Origin of the sequence: Glaciecola sp. SC05, assembly GCF_041380235.1 — a bacterium.
GTDB lineage: Bacteria > Pseudomonadota > Gammaproteobacteria > Enterobacterales > Alteromonadaceae > Glaciecola.
In genome coordinates this window covers 1-18,820 of the sequence record NZ_JBGIYY010000004.1, presented here as the reverse complement: position 1 = coordinate 18,820, position 18,820 = coordinate 1, and the positions used below count along the sequence as shown (strand labels likewise).

The 18,820-nt window shown below is 44.1% G+C and carries 16 protein-coding genes; 12 read left to right on the top strand and 4 right to left on the bottom strand.

Annotated features, from left to right (window positions below; all coding sequences use genetic code 11):
• The first annotated feature begins 46 nt into the window (after positions 1-46).
• The gene (locus AB9H30_RS04760) at positions 47-826 is read left to right on the top strand and encodes a S1/P1 nuclease (RefSeq protein WP_371193500.1); all 780 of its coding nucleotides are present in this window, start codon (positions 47-49) and stop codon (positions 824-826) included.
• Positions 827-846: 20 nt separating this feature from the next.
• On the opposite strand, the gene rraA is transcribed toward AB9H30_RS04760, so the two are convergent.
• Complete coding sequence (gene rraA / locus AB9H30_RS04755) at positions 847-1,335, bottom strand: ribonuclease E activity regulator RraA (RefSeq protein ID WP_371193499.1); 489 nt, start codon at positions 1,333-1,335, stop codon at positions 847-849.
• 298 nt (positions 1,336-1,633) lie between these two features.
• On the opposite strand from rraA, the gene AB9H30_RS04750 reads away from it, so the two are divergent.
• The 9 genes from AB9H30_RS04750 to AB9H30_RS04710 all read left to right on the top strand — a co-directional run bounded on the left by AB9H30_RS04750 (position 1,634) and on the right by AB9H30_RS04710 (position 10,297).
• A complete protein-coding gene (locus tag AB9H30_RS04750) occupies positions 1,634-1,789 on the top strand; it encodes a lipoprotein (protein ID WP_371193498.1) in 156 nt (51 codons plus the stop codon).
• A 2-nt stretch (positions 1,790-1,791) separates the two neighbouring features.
• Positions 1,792-3,039 carry a diaminopimelate decarboxylase gene (lysA, locus tag AB9H30_RS04745; RefSeq protein WP_371193497.1) on the top strand — a complete coding sequence of 416 codons (1,248 nt, stop codon included), beginning with the start codon at positions 1,792-1,794 and terminating at the stop codon, positions 3,037-3,039.
• Positions 3,040-3,084: 45 nt separating this feature from the next.
• Entirely contained in the window at positions 3,085-3,912 is an 828-nt protein-coding gene (gene dapF / locus AB9H30_RS04740; protein ID WP_371193746.1) for a diaminopimelate epimerase, read from the top strand.
• Positions 3,909-4,628: a DUF484 family protein gene (locus tag AB9H30_RS04735; RefSeq protein ID WP_371193496.1), complete on the top strand. Its 720-nt coding sequence runs from the start codon at positions 3,909-3,911 to the stop codon at positions 4,626-4,628. The genes dapF and AB9H30_RS04735 overlap by 4 nt, the downstream gene beginning before the upstream one ends.
• A 13-nt stretch (positions 4,629-4,641) precedes the next feature.
• The gene (locus AB9H30_RS04730; protein WP_371193495.1) at positions 4,642-5,583 is read left to right on the top strand and encodes a tyrosine recombinase XerC; all 942 of its coding nucleotides are present in this window, start codon (positions 4,642-4,644) and stop codon (positions 5,581-5,583) included.
• Positions 5,580-6,299, top strand: coding sequence for an HAD-IA family hydrolase (locus AB9H30_RS04725; protein WP_371193494.1), 720 nt, complete (start codon positions 5,580-5,582; stop codon positions 6,297-6,299). The genes AB9H30_RS04730 and AB9H30_RS04725 overlap by 4 nt, the downstream gene beginning before the upstream one ends.
• Before the next feature lie 124 nt (positions 6,300-6,423).
• Positions 6,424-7,275 carry a glutathione-dependent disulfide-bond oxidoreductase gene (gene yghU, locus AB9H30_RS04720; RefSeq protein ID WP_371193493.1) on the top strand — a complete coding sequence of 284 codons (852 nt, stop codon included), beginning with the start codon at positions 6,424-6,426 and terminating at the stop codon, positions 7,273-7,275.
• Positions 7,276-7,375: 100 nt separating this feature from the next.
• The gene (locus tag AB9H30_RS04715; RefSeq protein ID WP_371193492.1) at positions 7,376-7,735 is read left to right on the top strand and encodes a DUF4870 domain-containing protein; all 360 of its coding nucleotides are present in this window, start codon (positions 7,376-7,378) and stop codon (positions 7,733-7,735) included.
• A gap of 240 nt (positions 7,736-7,975) precedes the next feature.
• Positions 7,976-10,297, top strand: coding sequence for an immunoglobulin-like domain-containing protein (locus tag AB9H30_RS04710; protein ID WP_371193491.1), 2,322 nt, complete (start codon positions 7,976-7,978; stop codon positions 10,295-10,297).
• Between the two features lie 365 nt (positions 10,298-10,662).
• Here the strand turns inward: AB9H30_RS04710 and AB9H30_RS04705 are convergent, their stop codons facing one another.
• Together AB9H30_RS04705 and AB9H30_RS04700 are read right to left on the bottom strand one after the other, a co-directional pair.
• Positions 10,663-10,959: a hypothetical protein gene (locus AB9H30_RS04705; protein WP_371193490.1), complete on the bottom strand. Its 297-nt coding sequence runs from the start codon at positions 10,957-10,959 to the stop codon at positions 10,663-10,665.
• A 121-nt stretch (positions 10,960-11,080) separates the two neighbouring features.
• Positions 11,081-12,802, bottom strand: coding sequence for a tetratricopeptide repeat protein (locus tag AB9H30_RS04700; RefSeq protein ID WP_371193489.1), 1,722 nt, complete (start codon positions 12,800-12,802; stop codon positions 11,081-11,083).
• A 209-nt stretch (positions 12,803-13,011) separates the two neighbouring features.
• Between AB9H30_RS04700 and AB9H30_RS04695 the strand changes: the two genes are divergently transcribed.
• Entirely contained in the window at positions 13,012-14,352 is a 1,341-nt protein-coding gene (locus AB9H30_RS04695; RefSeq protein ID WP_371193488.1) for a S8 family serine peptidase, read from the top strand.
• A gap of 185 nt (positions 14,353-14,537) precedes the next feature.
• Complete coding sequence (locus AB9H30_RS04690; RefSeq protein WP_371193487.1) at positions 14,538-17,216, top strand: hypothetical protein; 2,679 nt, start codon at positions 14,538-14,540, stop codon at positions 17,214-17,216.
• Between the two features lie 804 nt (positions 17,217-18,020).
• Here AB9H30_RS04690 and AB9H30_RS04685 read toward each other — a convergent pair.
• Positions 18,021-18,707 carry a transposase gene (locus tag AB9H30_RS04685; RefSeq protein ID WP_371193486.1) on the bottom strand — a complete coding sequence of 229 codons (687 nt, stop codon included), beginning with the start codon at positions 18,705-18,707 and terminating at the stop codon, positions 18,021-18,023.
• Positions 18,708-18,820 lie beyond the last annotated feature (113 nt).

The following is an 18,820-nucleotide window of genomic DNA, read 5'->3' as shown; positions in this document are numbered from 1 at the left end:
ATGGTCGTCCTGAGACGCATTACCCTTTAAATGAACAGGAAACATAATGAAAAAATACCTTTTAGCCGCCGCTATTGCTAGTTTAACGTGCAGTAGCTACGTGAATGCGTGGGGACAAACGGGTCATAGAGTCACCGGTGAAATTGCTGAACATTATTTAAGCGATCAAGCCAGAGCAGCCATCGCCGCTATTTTGCCTAATGAAAGTCTGGCAGAAGCTTCAACCTATGCCGATGAAATGCGCTCTAATCCAGATGAATTTTGGCAAGAAGTAGCTGGCCCTTTTCACTATGTGACGGTGCCCGCAGGCAAAACGTATGTAGAAGTCGGCGCACCAGAAAAAGGTGACTCGGTCAGTGCCTTAGCTGATTTTACCAAGACGCTTAAAAACCCAGAAGCCAGCCTCGCTGACAAACAACTCGCCTTGCGCTTTGCGGTGCATATCATTGGTGATCTTCATCAACCATTGCATGCAGGTAACGGCACTGATCGCGGTGGCAATGATGTAAAAGTCGAGTTTTTCCGTGAAGATTCAAACCTACACCGAGTATGGGATTCTGGTCTGATTGACCGACAAGATTTGTCCTTCAGCGAATGGAGCGATTGGTTGGGCAGCAAAATAAGCGAGCAACAGGCCCAAGAGTGGATGATCACCGATCCGATGATCTATATCGCTGAAAGCACCAACATTCGAGATGAAATTTACCCGGAGGGGGACGATTTGTCGTGGCGCTATGTGTATGACCATATTCCAACGGTCAAACTTCGTTTACAGCAAGGTGGGGTGCGTATTGCCGCTTACTTAAATGAAGTATTTGCACACTAACTATGTTGCTAGTACTTAACCTAAATTTCTACATCTAGCGGCTCGGGCGATAACACAATGCCCGTGCCGTCGGCATATACCAAATCTTCAGGCAAAAACGTTACACCGGCAAAGTTTACCGCTATATCTAGGTCACCAATCTCGCGACTTTCGGCGGCGACAGGGATAGCGCTGATGGCATGAATGCCAATACTAAACTCTTCCAAAAGATCGACGTCGCGCACCGCGCCATAGCAAATAATACCTTCCCAACCATTATCTACGGCCATTTGTACATTGTCAGTGTCAATCAATGCACGTCGCAAAGAACCGCCGCCATCAATCAACAAAACTTTACCTATTCCGTTCGTCGCGAGCACTTTGTCTACCAGACCGCGATCTTCAAAGCACTTTATAGTTGTCACCTCACCAGCATAAGAAATGGCACCGCCATAACTCGTAAAAATTGGTTCGACAACATCAATCCGATCGGCATACATATCGCAAAGTTCTGACGTGTTAATTTCCATAATAAGCAGGCTCTCACTGAGTTAGACCCGTTCACACTAGTTGAAAACACGAAAGGTGTAAACCTTATCGCCTAATTTGAGGCCAATAACTGTTCAGCATTGCCTTACACAACGGCAATACACCAAGGATATTGATTTATTTCTACTGTATTTTACAGACTCGAGCAAGTCACTGCTAGATGCTGACAATCAATGGCAAAAACACCTCTTTAACAGCCTGTAATCAAGGAATTTAGGTTGCATTTTATGGCATAGCAGTGCAAGGTTAGCGCATTATCATTTAGCTTTGATTTGCACCATGACAATGCGAAAAAAATTAGCCTTTACAGTAATTGCAATATTGCTGATGGCAGGCTGTGGTCAACGAGGACCATTGTATTTGCCTGAGCCTGCCACTACCAATCAACCTGCAGAGCCTTCTACTACCGACGTAAATAACGAGCAAGGAGTCTAGCTATGGATTTCTTTGAGTATAAACACGGTGCACTGCACGCAGAGAATGTGCCAGTAACAGAGATCGTCAAAGCCCACGGTACGCCGGTCTATATTTATTCACGAGCAACCTTTGAAAGACACTGGCATGCTTTTAACGATGCCGTCAGTCTGCACAAGCATCTTATTTGTTATGCGGTAAAAGCAAATTCCAATATTGGTGTTTTATCGGTATTAGCTAAATTGGGCTCTGGTTTTGACATCGTATCAGGCGGCGAATTACATAGAGTTTTAGCGGCCGGAGGCGACCCTGCAAAAGTGGTGTTTTCAGGCGTTGGCAAAACACCTGAAGAGATTAAGTTTGCCTTAAAACAAGGCATCAAGTGCTTCAACGTCGAATCCATTCCTGAGCTTGAACGCATTAACAAGGTCGCTAAGTCATTAAATGTCAAAGCGCCTATTTCGCTGCGCATTAATCCTGACGTCGATGCAAAAACTCATCCTTACATTTCAACCGGACTGAAAGCCAATAAGTTTGGGATTGCTCATGAAGATGCAATCGCCACTTATAAAACAGCGCAGTCAATGTCACACCTAGAAATAAAGGGAATGGATTGTCATATCGGTTCCCAACTAACTGAAATTCCTCCATTTGTAGATGCACTGGAGCGCTTATTAGGTCTTATCGACCAGCTCGCGGCAGTCGGTATACAGATTGATCATTTGGACGTAGGAGGCGGTCTTGGCGTAAGATACAACGACGAAAACCCGCCACATCCAAAAGAGTATGCCGCAGCAATGGCCAAAAAAATGGTGGGCCGTGAACACCTAACCTTGATCTTAGAGCCCGGTCGGGCTATTGCCGCTAATGCGGGTATTTTAGTGACCAAAGTCGAATTTTTAAAACAAGGCGAAGAAAAGAACTTTGCCATCGTTGATGCCGCAATGAACGATTTAATTCGTCCTGCGCTTTATTCTGCTTGGCAAAAAATTGAAGAAGTGGTGCCGCGTGAAGGCCAAAAACATATCTACGATGTGGTAGGCCCGGTGTGCGAAACCGGTGATTTTCTAGGAAAAGATCGTGCTCTGTGCATCGCCCCTGACGACTTGCTTGCTGTACGCAGCGCCGGCGCCTATGGGTTTGTGATGGCAAGTAACTACAACAGCCGCTGTCGACCTGCCGAAATCATGGTAGACGGCAGTAAAATGCAAGTCGTGCGCGAACGTGAAACACTCGCCGACCTGTTCAAAGACGAATACAGAGTGAATTAATCCAGCATGAATCAGCCACCAAACAATAAAGCTGTCAGACGCCCCATGCTAAATTTCTCCAAGATGCATGGGCTTGGTAACGATTTTATGGTGGTCGACAATGTCACCCAAAATGCGTTTTTCTCAAAAGAGCGCATTAAGCAGCTCGCTGACCGCAATTATGGCGTAGGTTTTGATCAACTATTGTTGGTTGAGCCACCCTACGATCCTGACCAAGACTTTCACTATCGTATTTTCAATGCAGATGGCTCGGAAGTATCGCAGTGTGGCAACGGCGCTCGCTGTTTCGCGCGCTTTGTGAAACAGCAGGGCTTGATCAACCGCAACAAGGTTATCGTTAGTACAAAAGCTGGGCGCATGGTGTTGTACTTAGAAAAAGAAGGGCAAGTCACGGTAAATATGGGTAGACCGATATTTGAACCTGCTAATGTTCCTTTTACTGCCAACAAACAAGAAAACACTTATATTATTCGCAATCAGGAAGCGACCTACTTTTGTGGTGTAGTGTCTATGGGCAATCCTCATTGCGTCGTTGCAGTTGATGATGTGGACAATATCGATGTAAAAGGTATCGGTACATTTTTAGGTCAGCATGAACGCTTTCCTGAAGGGGTCAACGTAGGTTTTATGCAGATAATCAACGAAAATAAAATTCGCCTACGCGTATTTGAACGCGGTGCTGGCGAAACATTGGCTTGCGGCAGCGGTGCCTGCGCCGCGGTTGCAGTTGGTCAAATCCAAGGTAAACTGCAGCAAGAAGTCGAAGTTGAGCTACCCGGTGGCAAGCTCACAATTAAGTGGCCTGGAGGCGACTCAGTGCTGAAAATGACAGGCCCCGCAGAACATATTTACGATGGACAAATACCTTTATGAGCAACAATCAGGCATCACCGAACTCTGCAACTGCATCGACCGACACGCTAGCGCACAATGAGCAAACGCCTGTTAAACTTAGTCCTGAAGCCGTCGCTGAGTATTTAAGTGCGCATCCGGACTTCTTTCTAGATTGCCCAGACGTGCTAGCCGAACTGCATGTGCATCATCAAAATAGAGGCGTGGTATCTTTGACCCAACTGCAGTCAGAGCAATATCGTGACAAAATAAAAGCCCTTAAAAAGCAGTTAGAAAAATTGGTTAGCAATGCCAAACGCAACGAAACGATTTATACCACTTATGCAAAACTCAATTTAGCAATCGTGCAGTGCGAAACTTTTGAAGAACTTGAAAGCGTTTTAAATACCGAACTTTGTGAATCACTGGGTTTGAGTCATGCGCATATTTACCCCTTTGTATCAGAGCGACTGCCCAGCGATAAAGTTATGCCGGAGATACAGCAGCGCGGTCTTATCGATAAAAAGCTGAACCGCTCTGAATATTATTTTGGACGCTTAGGACAAAACGAAAAACAACTATTATTTCCTGGAGAAGAGGCTGAATCGGTCGCCCTAATAAGTATAGGACAGAGCAAACCGATAGCCCTTTTAGCCATCGCAAGCAGCAATGCTTTGCACTTTACTCCAGATATGGACACCACTTTACTCAGCTACTTACGTGATTACCTGTCATTTCACTTGCCTAAACTACTGTAATATTGGGTTGTAGATGAAAACGCCTCCAGCTATCAGCGGTTCTGCTATTGATGGTGTGCCTCAAGAGGATACTTGGATGGCTAAGTACCTTTATGAATGTGAGGTAGAGCGTCGCCTTTCAGCCCATACTGTTAAAAACTACACTCGCCAGCTAAACAGTATCCGCACATCCCTAAACATTGTTAATTGGCAAGACCTGACTGTCGAACAATGTAAGCGCATCTTGCATATTGGTCACAAACGGGGGCTTTCGGCGCGCAGTATTAATTTGCAGCTCACGGTGTTGCGCAGTTTTTGTCAATTCTTAGTCAAACATGGGTATTTGCCAAGTAACCCTGTCAAAAGTGTGCATTCGGTGAAACAAAACAAGCCACTGCCTAAACAGCTAAACGTCGATGAAATGAGTGTTTTGCTCGACTTCAAACGCAATGACTTTATTGGTTTAAGAGACAAAGCAATGTTTGAGCTTATGTACGGCTGCGGCATTCGCCTATCTGAGTTGACTGGGCTAAATATTGGAGATGTGCTCGACAGCACAGACGATGGACGCATACTGAAAGTTACTGGTAAGGGCAATAAACAGCGTTTAATTCCCATTGGCAGAAAAGCCACCGCTGCTCTTGATAACTATATGACTCTGAGAGGCGAATGCGTCGATATAGATGATCCCGAAGCCTTGTTTTTATCCAAACAAAAACGACGCTTAAGCAACCGACAAGTGGCTAACCGTTTAGATCATTGGGCTAAGCAACAAACCCTTTACCAACAAATAAGCCCACACACACTGCGCCATTCATTTGCGACTCACGTACTAGAATCAAGTAACGATTTACGCGGAGTACAAGAATTGTTAGGACACGCTAACTTATCCACCACACAAGTTTATACACATCTCAATTTCCAACACCTTTCAGATGTGTATGACAAGGCGCACCCTAGGGCCAAGAAGAAGTGATTGTTTACAAACCAATAGGCGAAATACGCGCTATCACCTTTGATTTAGACGACACTTTTTATGCCAATTGGCCTTATATTTTAGAGGCTGAGCAGCATTTACGTCAGCATATTAGCGAACACTATCAACAAGCCTCTATATTTACCTCGGCTGATTGGTTTAAATTTAAAAAAGAAGCACTTAACGAAGACCCTGAGCTACGCCATGATATGGGTGCATTGCGTACCGTTTCACTGACCAAAGGCTTTGTAAAAAGTGGCATGCCAAGTGAAGATATTCCCACTGCTGTCGCAGATTGTTTTGATACTTTTTATCATAAACGCAGCGACTTTGAGATAGAACCGGATATTCACGCAGCTTTGAAAGTGCTGGCAAGTAAAGTGCCGCTAGTCGCCATCACTAATGGCAACGTAAATGCTCAGCAGATAGGCATCAAGCCATACTTCACGCATATTTTACAGGCCAGCAAACAACGTAAAATGAAACCTCACTGTGACATGTTTGATGAAGCCGCCCAGTTACTCAATTTAGCCCCGTCGAATATCTTACATGTGGGCGACAACCTTGAAAAAGACGTTTGGGGTGCAACACGCGCTGGTTACTACTCAGCTTGGTATGCACACGACCGCAAGATGAATTTGAATGCCGAATCGGTGTGCACACTTCCACATATTCAGCTCGATTCTATCATGTCGATTAACAAACTATTGAAATGACCAAGGCTAATTGCCTGTCTACTGCTTTGCTTTACACTATATTTGGCAATCTATATATGGCAATAATAAACGCTAGCGTGATCTTAGAATGATCAGCAAGCCCACAACAAAATGGAGTAACAATATGTCAGATGCAAGCTACACCCCGCCTAATGTTTGGACTTGGGATCGTGCAAGCGGCGGAAAATTTGCCAACATCAATCGGCCAATTTCAGGCAGTACCCATGAAAAGCCCTTACCCGTGGGTAAACACCCTTTTCAGCTTTACTCTTTGGCAACCCCTAACGGGGTAAAAGTCACAATAATGCTAGAAGAACTGCTAGAGGCTGGATGTAAAGAGGCTGAATATGATGCATGGTTGGTGAATATCCAAGAAGGTGAGCAGTTTTCTTCTGGCTTTGTAGGTGCTAATCCTAATTCAAAAATACCGGCATTGATGGACCATTCAGGTAAACACCCTCAACGCGTGTTTGAGTCAGGCGCGATCTTACTCTACCTAGCCGAGCGCTTTGAGAAATTTCTGCCCAGCAGCGGGCCTGACAGAGCCGAAACCTTCAGTTGGTTAATGTGGCAGATGGGCAGCGCGCCATTTTTAGGCGGCGGCTTCGGGCACTTCTATGCATACGCTCCTGAAAAATACCAATATCCCATCGACCGCTACGCTATGGAAGTCAAACGCCAGCTCGATGTTCTAGACAAACAGCTGGCCAATAACGAGTTTATCACTGGCAGTCACTATACCATTGCCGATATGGCGATTTGGCCCTGGTATGGTCTGCTTGCGCACGGCAGCTTATATGACGCCGGCGAATTCTTGCAGGTCCACGAATATGAGCACCTTCAGCGCTGGACGAAGCAGCTATTAGCAAGACCAGCTGTGCAAAGAGGACGCTTAGTAAATAAAGTTTGGGGTGACGATAATCGTCAGTTAAAAGAGCGTCACAGCGCCAGTGATTTTGACGGCCTTCTCGATTAATTGCTTTCAAAATATCAGTACTTTGTGCGATAGTTAGCGAATTGATATGGGCTGATAACAAAGCCCTCCGCGTTTTTGAAATCAAAGAAAAGGAAGTTCAATGGAAGATTTTAAACCTTGGGGCTTAGAGCTCAAAGTCTATTTAATGCTCATGCACTTGAGTCAATTTGCTGGGTACATTATTCCACTGGGTGGCTTAATTGTGCCGATTATTATGTGGGCAACTAATAAAGATCAGAGCGAAGAAATTGATCAGCACGGTAAAGTTATCTTAAACTGGGTGTTTAGCCTTCTTATCTACTTTGCGGTTTGTTTTGTGCTGACCTTTGTACTTATTGGCGTGTTTGGATACATAATATTAGGAATATGCGCCATCATATTTACCGTAATTGGCGCCATTAAAGCGAACGATCGCGTGTTGTGGGAATACCCTCTTAGCATAAAGTTTTTTAAAGTTTAAAGGACTTCCTTTTTTCGATAGAGAAACTAATTTTACTGGTTTTTTGATGATAGTAAGTGCTTACATTAAAGCTTGCTCATCCGTTAAAAATTAGAGAATACTGCAGTAAAATAGGTTTACCCACAGACCTGTGTAAACCAACTCAGCTTAAAAAGTACCCTGCTCATCTGTTTTTCAAGTTACCGGTTTTGAAACTCTATACTATGTAAAGATATTGTTAACTACCGGTAGAAATCGACAATGAAATTCAGCGCAAAGTATCTAATCCTTTTAGTCATCTCGTTTAGTTTGCTTGGTTGTGGGAGCAGCGATGATGAGGCTCCAGCTCCAACACCAGACACCACCGCTCCTGTAATCACCTTAACAGGCCCTGCCAGCGTCACCTTGACGGTTGGCGATGCCTATCAAGAGCAAGGCAGCTCAGCAAGCGACAATATAGATGGAACCGTGAACGTGACTGTATCCGGAAGCGTAGATACCGCGACTGTGGGCTCCTACGTTTTAACCTATACCGCTGCTGATAGTGCAGGAAATACCAGCAGTGTGACCAGAACCATCATTGTCGAGGCAGCGCCTGACACTGAGGCCCCCGTTATTAGCCTAGTGGGCAATGCGGTTATCACGCTAACGGTAGGTCAAACATATACTGAGCAGGGAGCAACGGTTACCGACAATGTAGACACAGGTCTAGTTGCCGTCATTAGTGGAACGGTAGATACAAGTACCCTCGGTTCGTACACAGTCACCTACACCGCAACCGACGCTGCGAACAACCAATCTAGCATTACTCGCTCGGTAGTAGTTGAAGCGGTTTCAACGCCATCATCTAATGCATATATCTTCCATTCTGAAAATGACGATTCCTTTTTTATGGAGTTTTGGGGCGATAATTGGTCAACAGGCACCCAATATACCGACCAACCATCAGATACCACCTACGCGAAAGCCCTAGAAATTACCAAAAGCACAGGTTGGGGAACCGTTATTGCCTGGGGTAACCAGCCTGAAAATGCAATTGATATCTCGACCTATACCAACGCACGATTTAAAGTGAAAACCGACACTTTTACTGGCATTGACGTAGTTGTGCAAAGCGCAACCGAGCAACAGTCTCAAGTCGTCTACAATTTTTCATCCGGCACCGACCTAGGTAATGGTTGGATAGAAATGGAAGTAACGCTACCCGGTTTTAGCGATATGACGTGGTTTTCGTTAAACTTTTTAGGTGACGCCGGTACAACGGTATTGTTAGCTGATATTTACTTCACCACACTAGAGCAAGCGCCGGTTACCGGCCCACCACAGGGCGCACCAACACCGCCCGATTTCGCCGATAGCGAAGTGGTAGTGCTATACAGCGATTCTCTTACCCAAGACAGCTTTGTTGGTGTTTGGAATGCTAACTACTTTAACGCACCTGTTTACTCTACTGGCGCTGTAAATGGAAATAACTTCGCTAAGTACACTATCACGGCCGGTGGAACAAATGGCGGTGTAACCGGTCTTGAGTTTGGCTTTGAGAACGGCGAGTTAGACGCTTCTGCGCATACTACCTGGAATATGGATCTGTATATTGAGCCGGGTATCACGCAAGTTGAAGTGCAGTTGGTATCAAGAGATGGTGGCGCAAAGCGCACTTTTGTTAATCCTACGACCGGGACTTGGTTAAACTTAGAAATGCCATATAACGAGCTAGTTGATAATGACGGCGCAGGCTTCGACACGCTCAATAGCAGCATACTGCAACTCATTGTTATTCAACTTTGGGGACCAGAAGGCACATCTGTTTATGTTGACAATATTTACTTTTCAGGTGTTTCTACCGCTTATGATATGACCGTAAATGTGGTTGACGACAATAATGCACCACTAGAAAACGCCGCAGTAAAAATCGGTAACGAAACGGCTAACACTAACGCAAGTGGTGATGCGGTTCTAACCTTGCCAGAGGCTCAGTATAAAGTGCTGGTTGAGGCGAATAATTTTGGCGCCGCACAAAATAATCAAGTTATTGCGGGTGGTGATGCGACCTTATCAATGAGTTTGGTGCCATTAAATGAAGGCCCTTCAGAAGCGGCTCCTGTTCCTACGGTAGCTAACGATGATGCCTTTGTGCTATATAGCGACACGCTTAATGTTGATAAGCCAATTTCATTTTGGTCTGATAACTTTTTCAGAGCCCCAACCTTTTCACAAATTAGTATTGCGGGCGACAATATCGCTAAGTTCCAAATCATTCCCGGTGGCGAAACCGGTGGTATCACCGGTATTCAATATGGCATACAAGGCGGTCCTGTAGATGTATCGGGTTTCACTGGACTGCGTTTTGACCTGTATGTCACATCAGGCATAACACAGACTCAATTCCAAGTTATCCCATCGTATGGCAATGCGGGTGTGTCACAAAACTTCACTTGGCCAACAGAGCAATGGGTAACTGTTGAGTTACCTTTCTCATCGCTAAACACTACTATTGATGCGTCGAGCTTGATCATGTTCAGCGTTCAATTGTGGGGAAGTACTAGTGATTCTGTCTACTTGGATAATATTTACTTTTATTAGTAGCTAGCATTTTTTGTAACACAGCCCTCGTAGCAATATGAGGGCTTTTTTTTGCTCTTTTAGTTTTAGCACTAATAAGCGCCGGCACATTCGCAGCTGTTTAGCCAATTGATAAAATTCTTCGATAACAGAAGTTAGGATTTGTTTTGAGTCTCAATGGAGCTTGAATTGCTCGCAGAGTATGGTCATGGGGAACTTGTCAGGATAAGGCATTACCCTGACAAGCAGAAGTTTTGTCAATGAGGCGAAGTGTATTTTTACCTTAGCGCTTGCTGAAGGTCAAAACACACAGTGTTGAATGCTCATCTATACCGATCGTCAGCAAACTCAATATAACCGCAGAGAAAACAGTCTGCAATACAACTTTATACTCTAATCCGGCCGCCTCTTGTCGCAAGCTCAACGACCGAAGGGTCGCTATAGTAATACTCCTTATTCTCAGGATCTAATACCTTCACGTGGACCGTTTCGCCTGCCGCAATTGACATCGGGAATGCATCTTCTGGCGCAAATAAACCATGATCACAGCTTAGCGTTGTGGGGGCTGGGTTGCCGTCGACATCATGGCAACTATTATGAAAGGTGACTGTTGTTTGTTTGGTGAGTACAAATTCCGCAGGGTCTGCTCCTGAAACTAAAATAATGTCGGCGTTTACTGACATGGGCGTGCTCCTAATTACAATTAATGGTGATTGATTAAACTTCTTAATTTCGCCTTGATTGTGCAACACTAGCCGTTTTAAATCAAGGGTTTACAGCAGCTCTACAACCTTTGACTTTTCATCACTCTTGCAAACGCGGATCATTAACAAGCTCTTTTAGTTCAGGGCTTAGCAATAAGTGCTCTCGCGAATGGCCATGCTCTATTGCCAATAATATGAGTTTCACTGCTTCATCTCGTTGCCCTAGCATCTCATATGCCTCTGCAGCCGCAGATAAGATCTCAGAAGAATCAGGCGCTAAAATAGTTGCAGTGCGCAGCCTCTGAAGCGCCAAGGTCGCTTGCTTTGTTTTGGCATAATATAGCGCTAAGTCAGAGTGAATGAATGGGTCGCGAGGATGTTGTTGACGAATCGTTTCTGCAAGTTCAATGGCATGCGCAAATGTCTCAGCCGCCTTTTCATCCATGTTCCCCATCCAAGAATAAATAAATGCCAAGTTGCCCCAGGCGAGAGAATCGGTATCGTCGATGTCGAGTGCTTTTAGATAAGCGTCGGCAGCGTCTTGAAAACGAGCCTCTCTAGAATAAGCTGTGCCTAAGTTAGTGTACGCAATGTAGCTTGGTCGAATATCGATAGCCCGTTGATACATGTCAATCGCTTCAGAAATGCGCAAAGTCTCGTTAAACGCCAAACCAAGATTCACTAGAGCGGCATAGTGATCAGGAGCAAGCTGAAGCGCTGCCCGCCACTGCAAAATAGCATCATCAAAGCGCCCTTGGTCATACAAGAAATTTGCATAGCTGTTTAACACCGTTGGGTTGTCTGAATCTAAAGCGGTAGCTTTTTGAAAAGCGGCATCCGCCTCTTCTATTCTGCCAAGCTGTGCATACACCATGGCTAAGATACTATTCGTTAAGGCATCATTTGGGTCAATAGCGATGGCCCTCTCGACTGCGGCAATCGCTAAATCCATGTTCCCTTTAGTGCTATAGATTAAACCAAGGGCAGCCTGCGCAGGCGCCAGTTGGGAATTCAATGACACTGCCTTGCTAGCAGCTTCAGTGGCTTTTTCTAACGCTGAATCATCTGCTGACAAGATATAACGGATGCGCAGCGCTTCGGCTGAACGAGCATAAGCCAGTGCAAAGTTGGGATCTAATGTGTAGGCGTCTTCTAACAAATTAATGGCAATATCTAAATTGTCATCTTTATCCCACCGCTTCATCAACTCTGTCGCTTCTAAATAATTGTCATAGGCATTTGCGATGTTAGTGGCAGCAATACTGTTGCCAACTTCATTATGATTTGACGTTGTGGTGTCCAGATTCCATATAAACAAAGCGATGAGCGATGCACCAATGGCTATTAACGGCAATACAAAGCGGCGTAGCGATTTTGTGTTTTTTGGAAGAAGTGGTATGAAACTCGTATTTGATTGCATGGCGCCAATAAGATGCTCTTTATACATTGCGTCTTTATGTCTAAAGAGCCCCTGCACACGATTAAACACTAATGCCAACTCTTCAGGTAGTTTAGAGTCATCTAAATAAACGGGCAGAATGTCAATATCATGCTCAAGAGCATAGTCGACCTCCCTCAGGCAATGCTTAGAAGCAAGTGAGGACTTAGATATGAAAAAAACAAGTTTATCGGCGCTTTTTATTGCCATGGCGATTTCTTCTCGCCATAGCTTTCCGGCAGAGATCCCTTCGTCATACCAAATATTGCAGCCAGCATTATTGAGTAAAATTAAATCTTGATACACGTACTCAGCATCACTGTGTGCATAACACACAAAGGTAAACGAGTCGTTGCCCTTATATGCCGCAAAGGGTTTTTTCAAAGCAGTACCCATCAAAAGCATCTTCTTGTATAGTTAGTTGGAGCTTAGCAAACCGCTTAATATAACTTCTAATCAATGGTTTATTTACACTACTATATAGGACGATAGGGCGCAGTGAAAGAGCACCTTTCTAAACAATGTGCAAACCCTAAGTCAAGCGAAGGTAGCGCAAAGAAAATACGGCACGCGAATAAAAGGAAATACTGTAAATGTCTATTGAAAAGCTCAAAGACCAAATAAAAGACAGGGGCGCTGCTAATGCGATTGTTTGCATCAACCCCGTCACTATGATGCCCTATGACACTAGCAACTCCACCCTAGTTGGCAAAGTGTCAAGAATAGCGCCCATGATAGATCGAAAGCTGGTATCTGAATTATCTGGCCTATTTAATTTTGGCTGGAACGAGCTGCGGGCCTCTGGAGCAATCGATACCAAACAATTAAGCAAATATACCCCATTGTTGCGGCGTTTGCTGGACGCTAAGCAAAAGACCCCAAGCCAAAATATGGTCTACTTTCCGCTTCTGGGTATCGCTTATGGTGCTGTCAATCAACTGGTTTTAGAAAAGCTGGAAACAAATAGAGCTGTTGATGATATTCAGTCGGTATCAGATAGCTTAGGTCTCATACAACCGGTCCCTGATGAAGATACTGACGATGGCCAGCAAGATAAAGAAGTCGCTTGGGGTGTAGAGCGCATGGGCGCACCTCAGTTGTGGAAGCAAGGCCTAACGGGTAAAGATATTCTGGTGGCTCATATGGATACCGGTGTCGATACAACGCACCCGGCCTTATCAGATGTAGTCATCAGTAACAGGATGGTCAGTATAGACGGACAAGATGTCTCCGAACAGGCCGTTTACTCAGACTCATCTTCCCATGGTACGCACACAGCCGCCACTATTGCCGGGCGTAATGTGGCCGGTCAGCCGCTTGTAGGCATGGCTCCAGGCGCGAGTCTTGCTAGTGCCACAGTTATTAATGGGGGCGATACTTTTGCGCGACTATTGGCTGGACTTGAGTTTGCGCTAGCAGCAAATGCTCGAATATTGAGTATCTCCTTAGGTATAAGTCCATTTGATGATTCACTGGTGGGGATCATGAATACACTTAGAACCCAACAATTATTACCTATAGTCGCAATTGGTAATGACCCAATGTCTAGTGCTTCGCCGGGTAACTATACAAATGTGCTCTCAGTAGGCGCCACCGACAAAGGTGACAGAGTGGCGCCTTTTTCAGGCAGCGCAAAAATGAGCGGCTTTGGAGCGGGTCCAACACTATGCGCGCCGGGGAAGAATATATTAAGTGCAGTGCCCGGTGGGGGCTATAAAACCTTGAATGGAAGTTCTATGGCAGTGCCTCATGTTGCTGGATTAGCGGCGATGCTGCTTGAGGCAGAACCTTACGCCACCTCCGATCAGATTCAGCAAGCAATAGTAGAGTCTTGTTCAAATCCTGCCAATATTTCTAGCGATAGAATTGGCGCCGGCATTCCAAATGCGCTAAAAGCGCTAGAGAGGCTGAGAGAGATTTATTCGAGAAGGTGATATTTTTCACCGTCATTTCACTTGCGGTATCATTCACAACTACCGCAGTAAAGTTGTATCTGTTGTATCTGTTGTATAGTGAATTAACATCGTTTATTCTTTGAACAGCACAAAGTATGTGTCATTAAATTCTATGCCGTATCAAAGGTTTACCATAATAATTATCCGACAGGGAAACGCTATTCATGACATCGCCAAGTAAGTCTTTTTTTCGCTACGGCATAGCGGCAGCAATCGTTGTCACGCTTCTTTTGATCTTTTTTTACCCTCATAATTTCACAAGCTCGATGCATTCAAACGGCACAACACTTGGTCGCATTTTGGTTGATTCTCCAGAGGTTTACACCCGCGAGCGTATGGTAAATGATCGCTTTCACCAAGAAGCGTGGCTATTAGAGCAACTCGATAAACTGAGCGACGAAAACGCCGGATTTCAGGGGACAACAGCAAATACAACGACGAGTCAACGCAGCGCAAGCCTGACATTTGGCACCGATACAGTTGACCAAGCGCCTAAGCAAGATATGGCCAATAATGATGCAGCATATCCTATGTCTGAATCGGGCAGCCCGCAATTGTCACCGATAGAGTCTTTTAGAGGCCGCCAATCAGCGCGAGAGGAAGTACGCAATGCGCTCATAGAAAATCAGTTAGATGACAGACATGATTTAGGAGGAAACACTTTATACCGCCTGAAGTTTGATGCGACCATTATCCCCGGCAATGACACCAGTGCTTGGGCGCAGATTAATGTGCGCTTTAAAAAAGGCAAAAGCGATTCAGAAGATAAAGAGCAAGAGAGTAGAGACCTATACCAACGCTGGATGAGCGACCTACAAGAACAGGTCAATACAAGCTTAGACGAAGAAGCGAAGAAAGTTAACATTTCGGATCTGCAGCTTTACGATTTTCTGCTAAAACAAAAAGGCTTTGGTGTTGGCTGGGTTGCAACTATGGAAGTATGGAGAAATCACCTCAAATTCGACACCGCATGCGAAATGGAAGTGTTTGCTGAATCCGTTCATAGCGCAGAAGGTGAGGGCAAAGCATTCGAAATACAAAGTTATTCACCTAAACGTTTGAATTGTTTAGGAGTGATAGAGCGAGATGAGAAAATATGTGGGGAAACCGGTTGTCGTGAAAAGGTTGAGCGTGAACTCGCCATCGAAAAAGTGCTCGACGTATATGGCACAACCCTCGGCCAAAAAAATCTGGTTATAAATAATGATAGAAAACAAACTAGTGATAGAAGACAGAATAGTTCTACTTTTGACCCGAGTGTGCCTGTATTTGAAGACACAAGTAATCTTCAGGGACCTACATCAGGTCAGCAGTTTGTATCTTTCACAGCTGCCTCTGATTTCAATTCGATTATCGTCGAAGAATATGCTTTGAGGATCCCTTTCGTTCCTTACGAACTTAGCGATACCGAATTTTATGAAGACCCACTTACTTTATCAGCAGTACCTATTGAGCCAACCGACTCTGAACGGCAAATTTTTAACAATTACTATAACCGGTCTGTGAATGAAAAAGATATTTCCCAAGAAATGGTTAAACTTCTGCAATGCCCAAATTTAGAGTCTGTATCTGTATATGTTAATAATCGAGAGTATCGTGTTTGTCAGTCGTTAATCAATGAGTTAGGGCCTACTATCGTTAATGATTTAGTGACTAAAGAACCAAACTCCCTAGATATATTGAGTAAAGTCGATTTTGACGGTTTGTCGCTATTTACTTTTAAGTTAAGCGACGAGCGAGTTTTTGAAATCTGGACTAAGCGACAATTAGCCTGTGAGGATATAGTGCCGGTATATGCGGCGCAAAGAAAATATCTAATCTGTAATAGTAATATGAGGGAATTAGAAAGCCTCTCTCAAAAAGAATACTCGCAAGATGGTGTTCGCATAATAGAAGCAGACATCGAAAACCCGACAATCTCGTATAGCGGCTACTCGAGCCTTGCTAAGCCTCAACTTGTAGCAAAAATCGGATACTTAAAGTTTCGAGATAAACTACAAGCATCAGAGAAAAACATGTCGCTCTTTTCATATGCTGTTACCCCCCGTGAAAGTACTCAACAGTTAGTGAGTTCATCGAGCCAGGCGGCGAGCGAACAAGTAGGTGCAAGTGCATCAGGCAGTGTCAATGGCGTTGGCGCTGCAGGCGGGGCTGGAAGCACTAATTTTATGTCTCAATATGCACAAATAGCGGAACGCCGCCCTATCATCGTGGGAATTGCGAGCCACTCTAACGAAAACCAGTCCAACACCAATATTGATGACAGCAATTATGAAAAAAGTGCTGAATTGGGATGGCTTATAGGGCCTAAATTAGTGGTTGGTAATGATGGTTTAACAAAATACCGGCATCAACCTTCTCAAAATTCACTGTCGGCCATTGTGTCTGCTCCGTCTTGGTGGCGCACTGCTGACATCGAGATCGAAACCGGTTGGCTTGATGAAGAAGGAAATTTTATTCCAAGTGGTTCGACTATTAGCTACCCCATATCGTTGCCTGGCGATCAAGAAGAGATAACCTCAGAGCTCCTGTTACTCGGCAAAAGACCCAAACCCAGTATAGAGCGTATTGAACCGATGATGGTGAAGTCAGGTGAAAAAGCTAAGCTACTTATTGAGGGGCAAAACCTATGGCGAAGCACAGTTGTCACCATCGGCGCGCAGCGCTCACGTAAAATCTTTGTGTTGCCCAATATGAAAGGCATTATTGCAGAGTTTGACGCGATTAACGCCCAAGAAACAGCATCGTCAGCGCAAGGCTCAACAAGCACAGTGCGAGTATGGACCAGCGAGGGAGTAGCGGAATATAAAGACGGCGTTGTGGTCAAAGCAAGTGGGGGGTGAGAAAAAGGAAAAAGGGGGTCAGTGTTACTTATGATAAAGACGGTATTGTGGTCAAAGCAAGTGCGGTTGAAATGTCACATGTACAATAGTGGGCTATAATTAGCTCGCTTGGTTCTCTGCATTTTTTCATCTAATCTTGTTATGCTCGGAGCCAAACAGTTTTAACGGCCAAATTGATTATACTCTTTTTCATGTTTCTCTCTTTATGGTCTTAAGGGTTTAATTTAAGTGAGTTACTCATCCTCTATAGTGTTATTATCACTAAAACACTGAGATATACCGAATACAAAACACACTATTGCGGCAGAGATATCAGCTAATATAATAAAATAAAAAATCGGACTTTCTGAGTCAAACATGATGCCTCTTAAAGATACTTTGCCAACTTGAATGCAATACAATGCTATTGCCAACAAAAAGATTCCGAAAGCAAAAAAACTAATACACCTCTTCAATCTCATTGTAATGCTCCAATAACAACCGCCAGAGGTTGACTTGTCTTAATGTCGAAAGTGCCGACGTAAATCGGTAGACAAAAAGCAATTAAGAAAAACATTATGCCCGTTATCAAGTTTTAGTTATTTTTTCTCGCTAAAAGGTACATCACCACTCCGACAATTACACCAATACTAATACCCGTTAATACAAATCTAAAGTAACTGTCACTGCTTGTTAACGTAACCTTGAGTACCGCCATCAAAAGAAGCCAGATGAAAATAAACAAAATCCATGGTAATGAGCTATTCATCGGTTTTTGGATCCTTTTTTTGAAAATGAAAAGTGAAAAGGGGGTCAGTGTTACTATTACTTAGGCGGCCTTCCCATCTTACCAGTTTTTAGTTTTTCGCCAATCAAGGCTTCCATTTCTTGTTTAAACTTGTCATTACCAAGCACTAATTCTTTATTCGTACAGGCTCGTATTTCGTCGATTAAAGGTTGTGTAAGCGTGTCTTGAAATAAAGAGCGATAGGTATTCAGCCTTTCGATTGAGGTTTGACCTAATTGTAAATAGATAGCATGCGGCTGACAAAGGTCTGACTCTTTTCCCAAGGCATTGACATGATAACTTGACCATTTGTATTGCGCTGGGTCGTTAACCATTTTGGCTCGAACAGGGTTTAATTCGATATAGCGGTATGCGCTAAGTAAATAACTTGAAGTGCAAACTAGAGAAGATTTGAATCGTCCTTCCCATAGGGTACCTGTTTGCTTATAAGTATCATTAAAATAGCGAACATACTGCCTGCCTAAAGACTGCATCATTTGACTGACACCTAAATTTTCAGACTGGGGAGTACACAACAAATGTACATGATTTGTCATCAATACCCATGCATGAACAGCAACATCATATTTGGCGCTGTATTGCTTTAACCAGCTAACATAAACGATATAGTCTTGCTCACATGCAAAACATATTTTGCGATTATTTCCTCGCTGAACAACATGCTGCGTTACATCTTTAGGGCCTACTCTCCTGCGTCTTGCCATATTCATTCCATTGATATTTCGCCGATAACTGAATATAAAACACGACAGAAATTTTACAATCCTGTACCAAGTGAAACTAGACCTAAGGATTAAGTTACACTGACCCTGAAGGA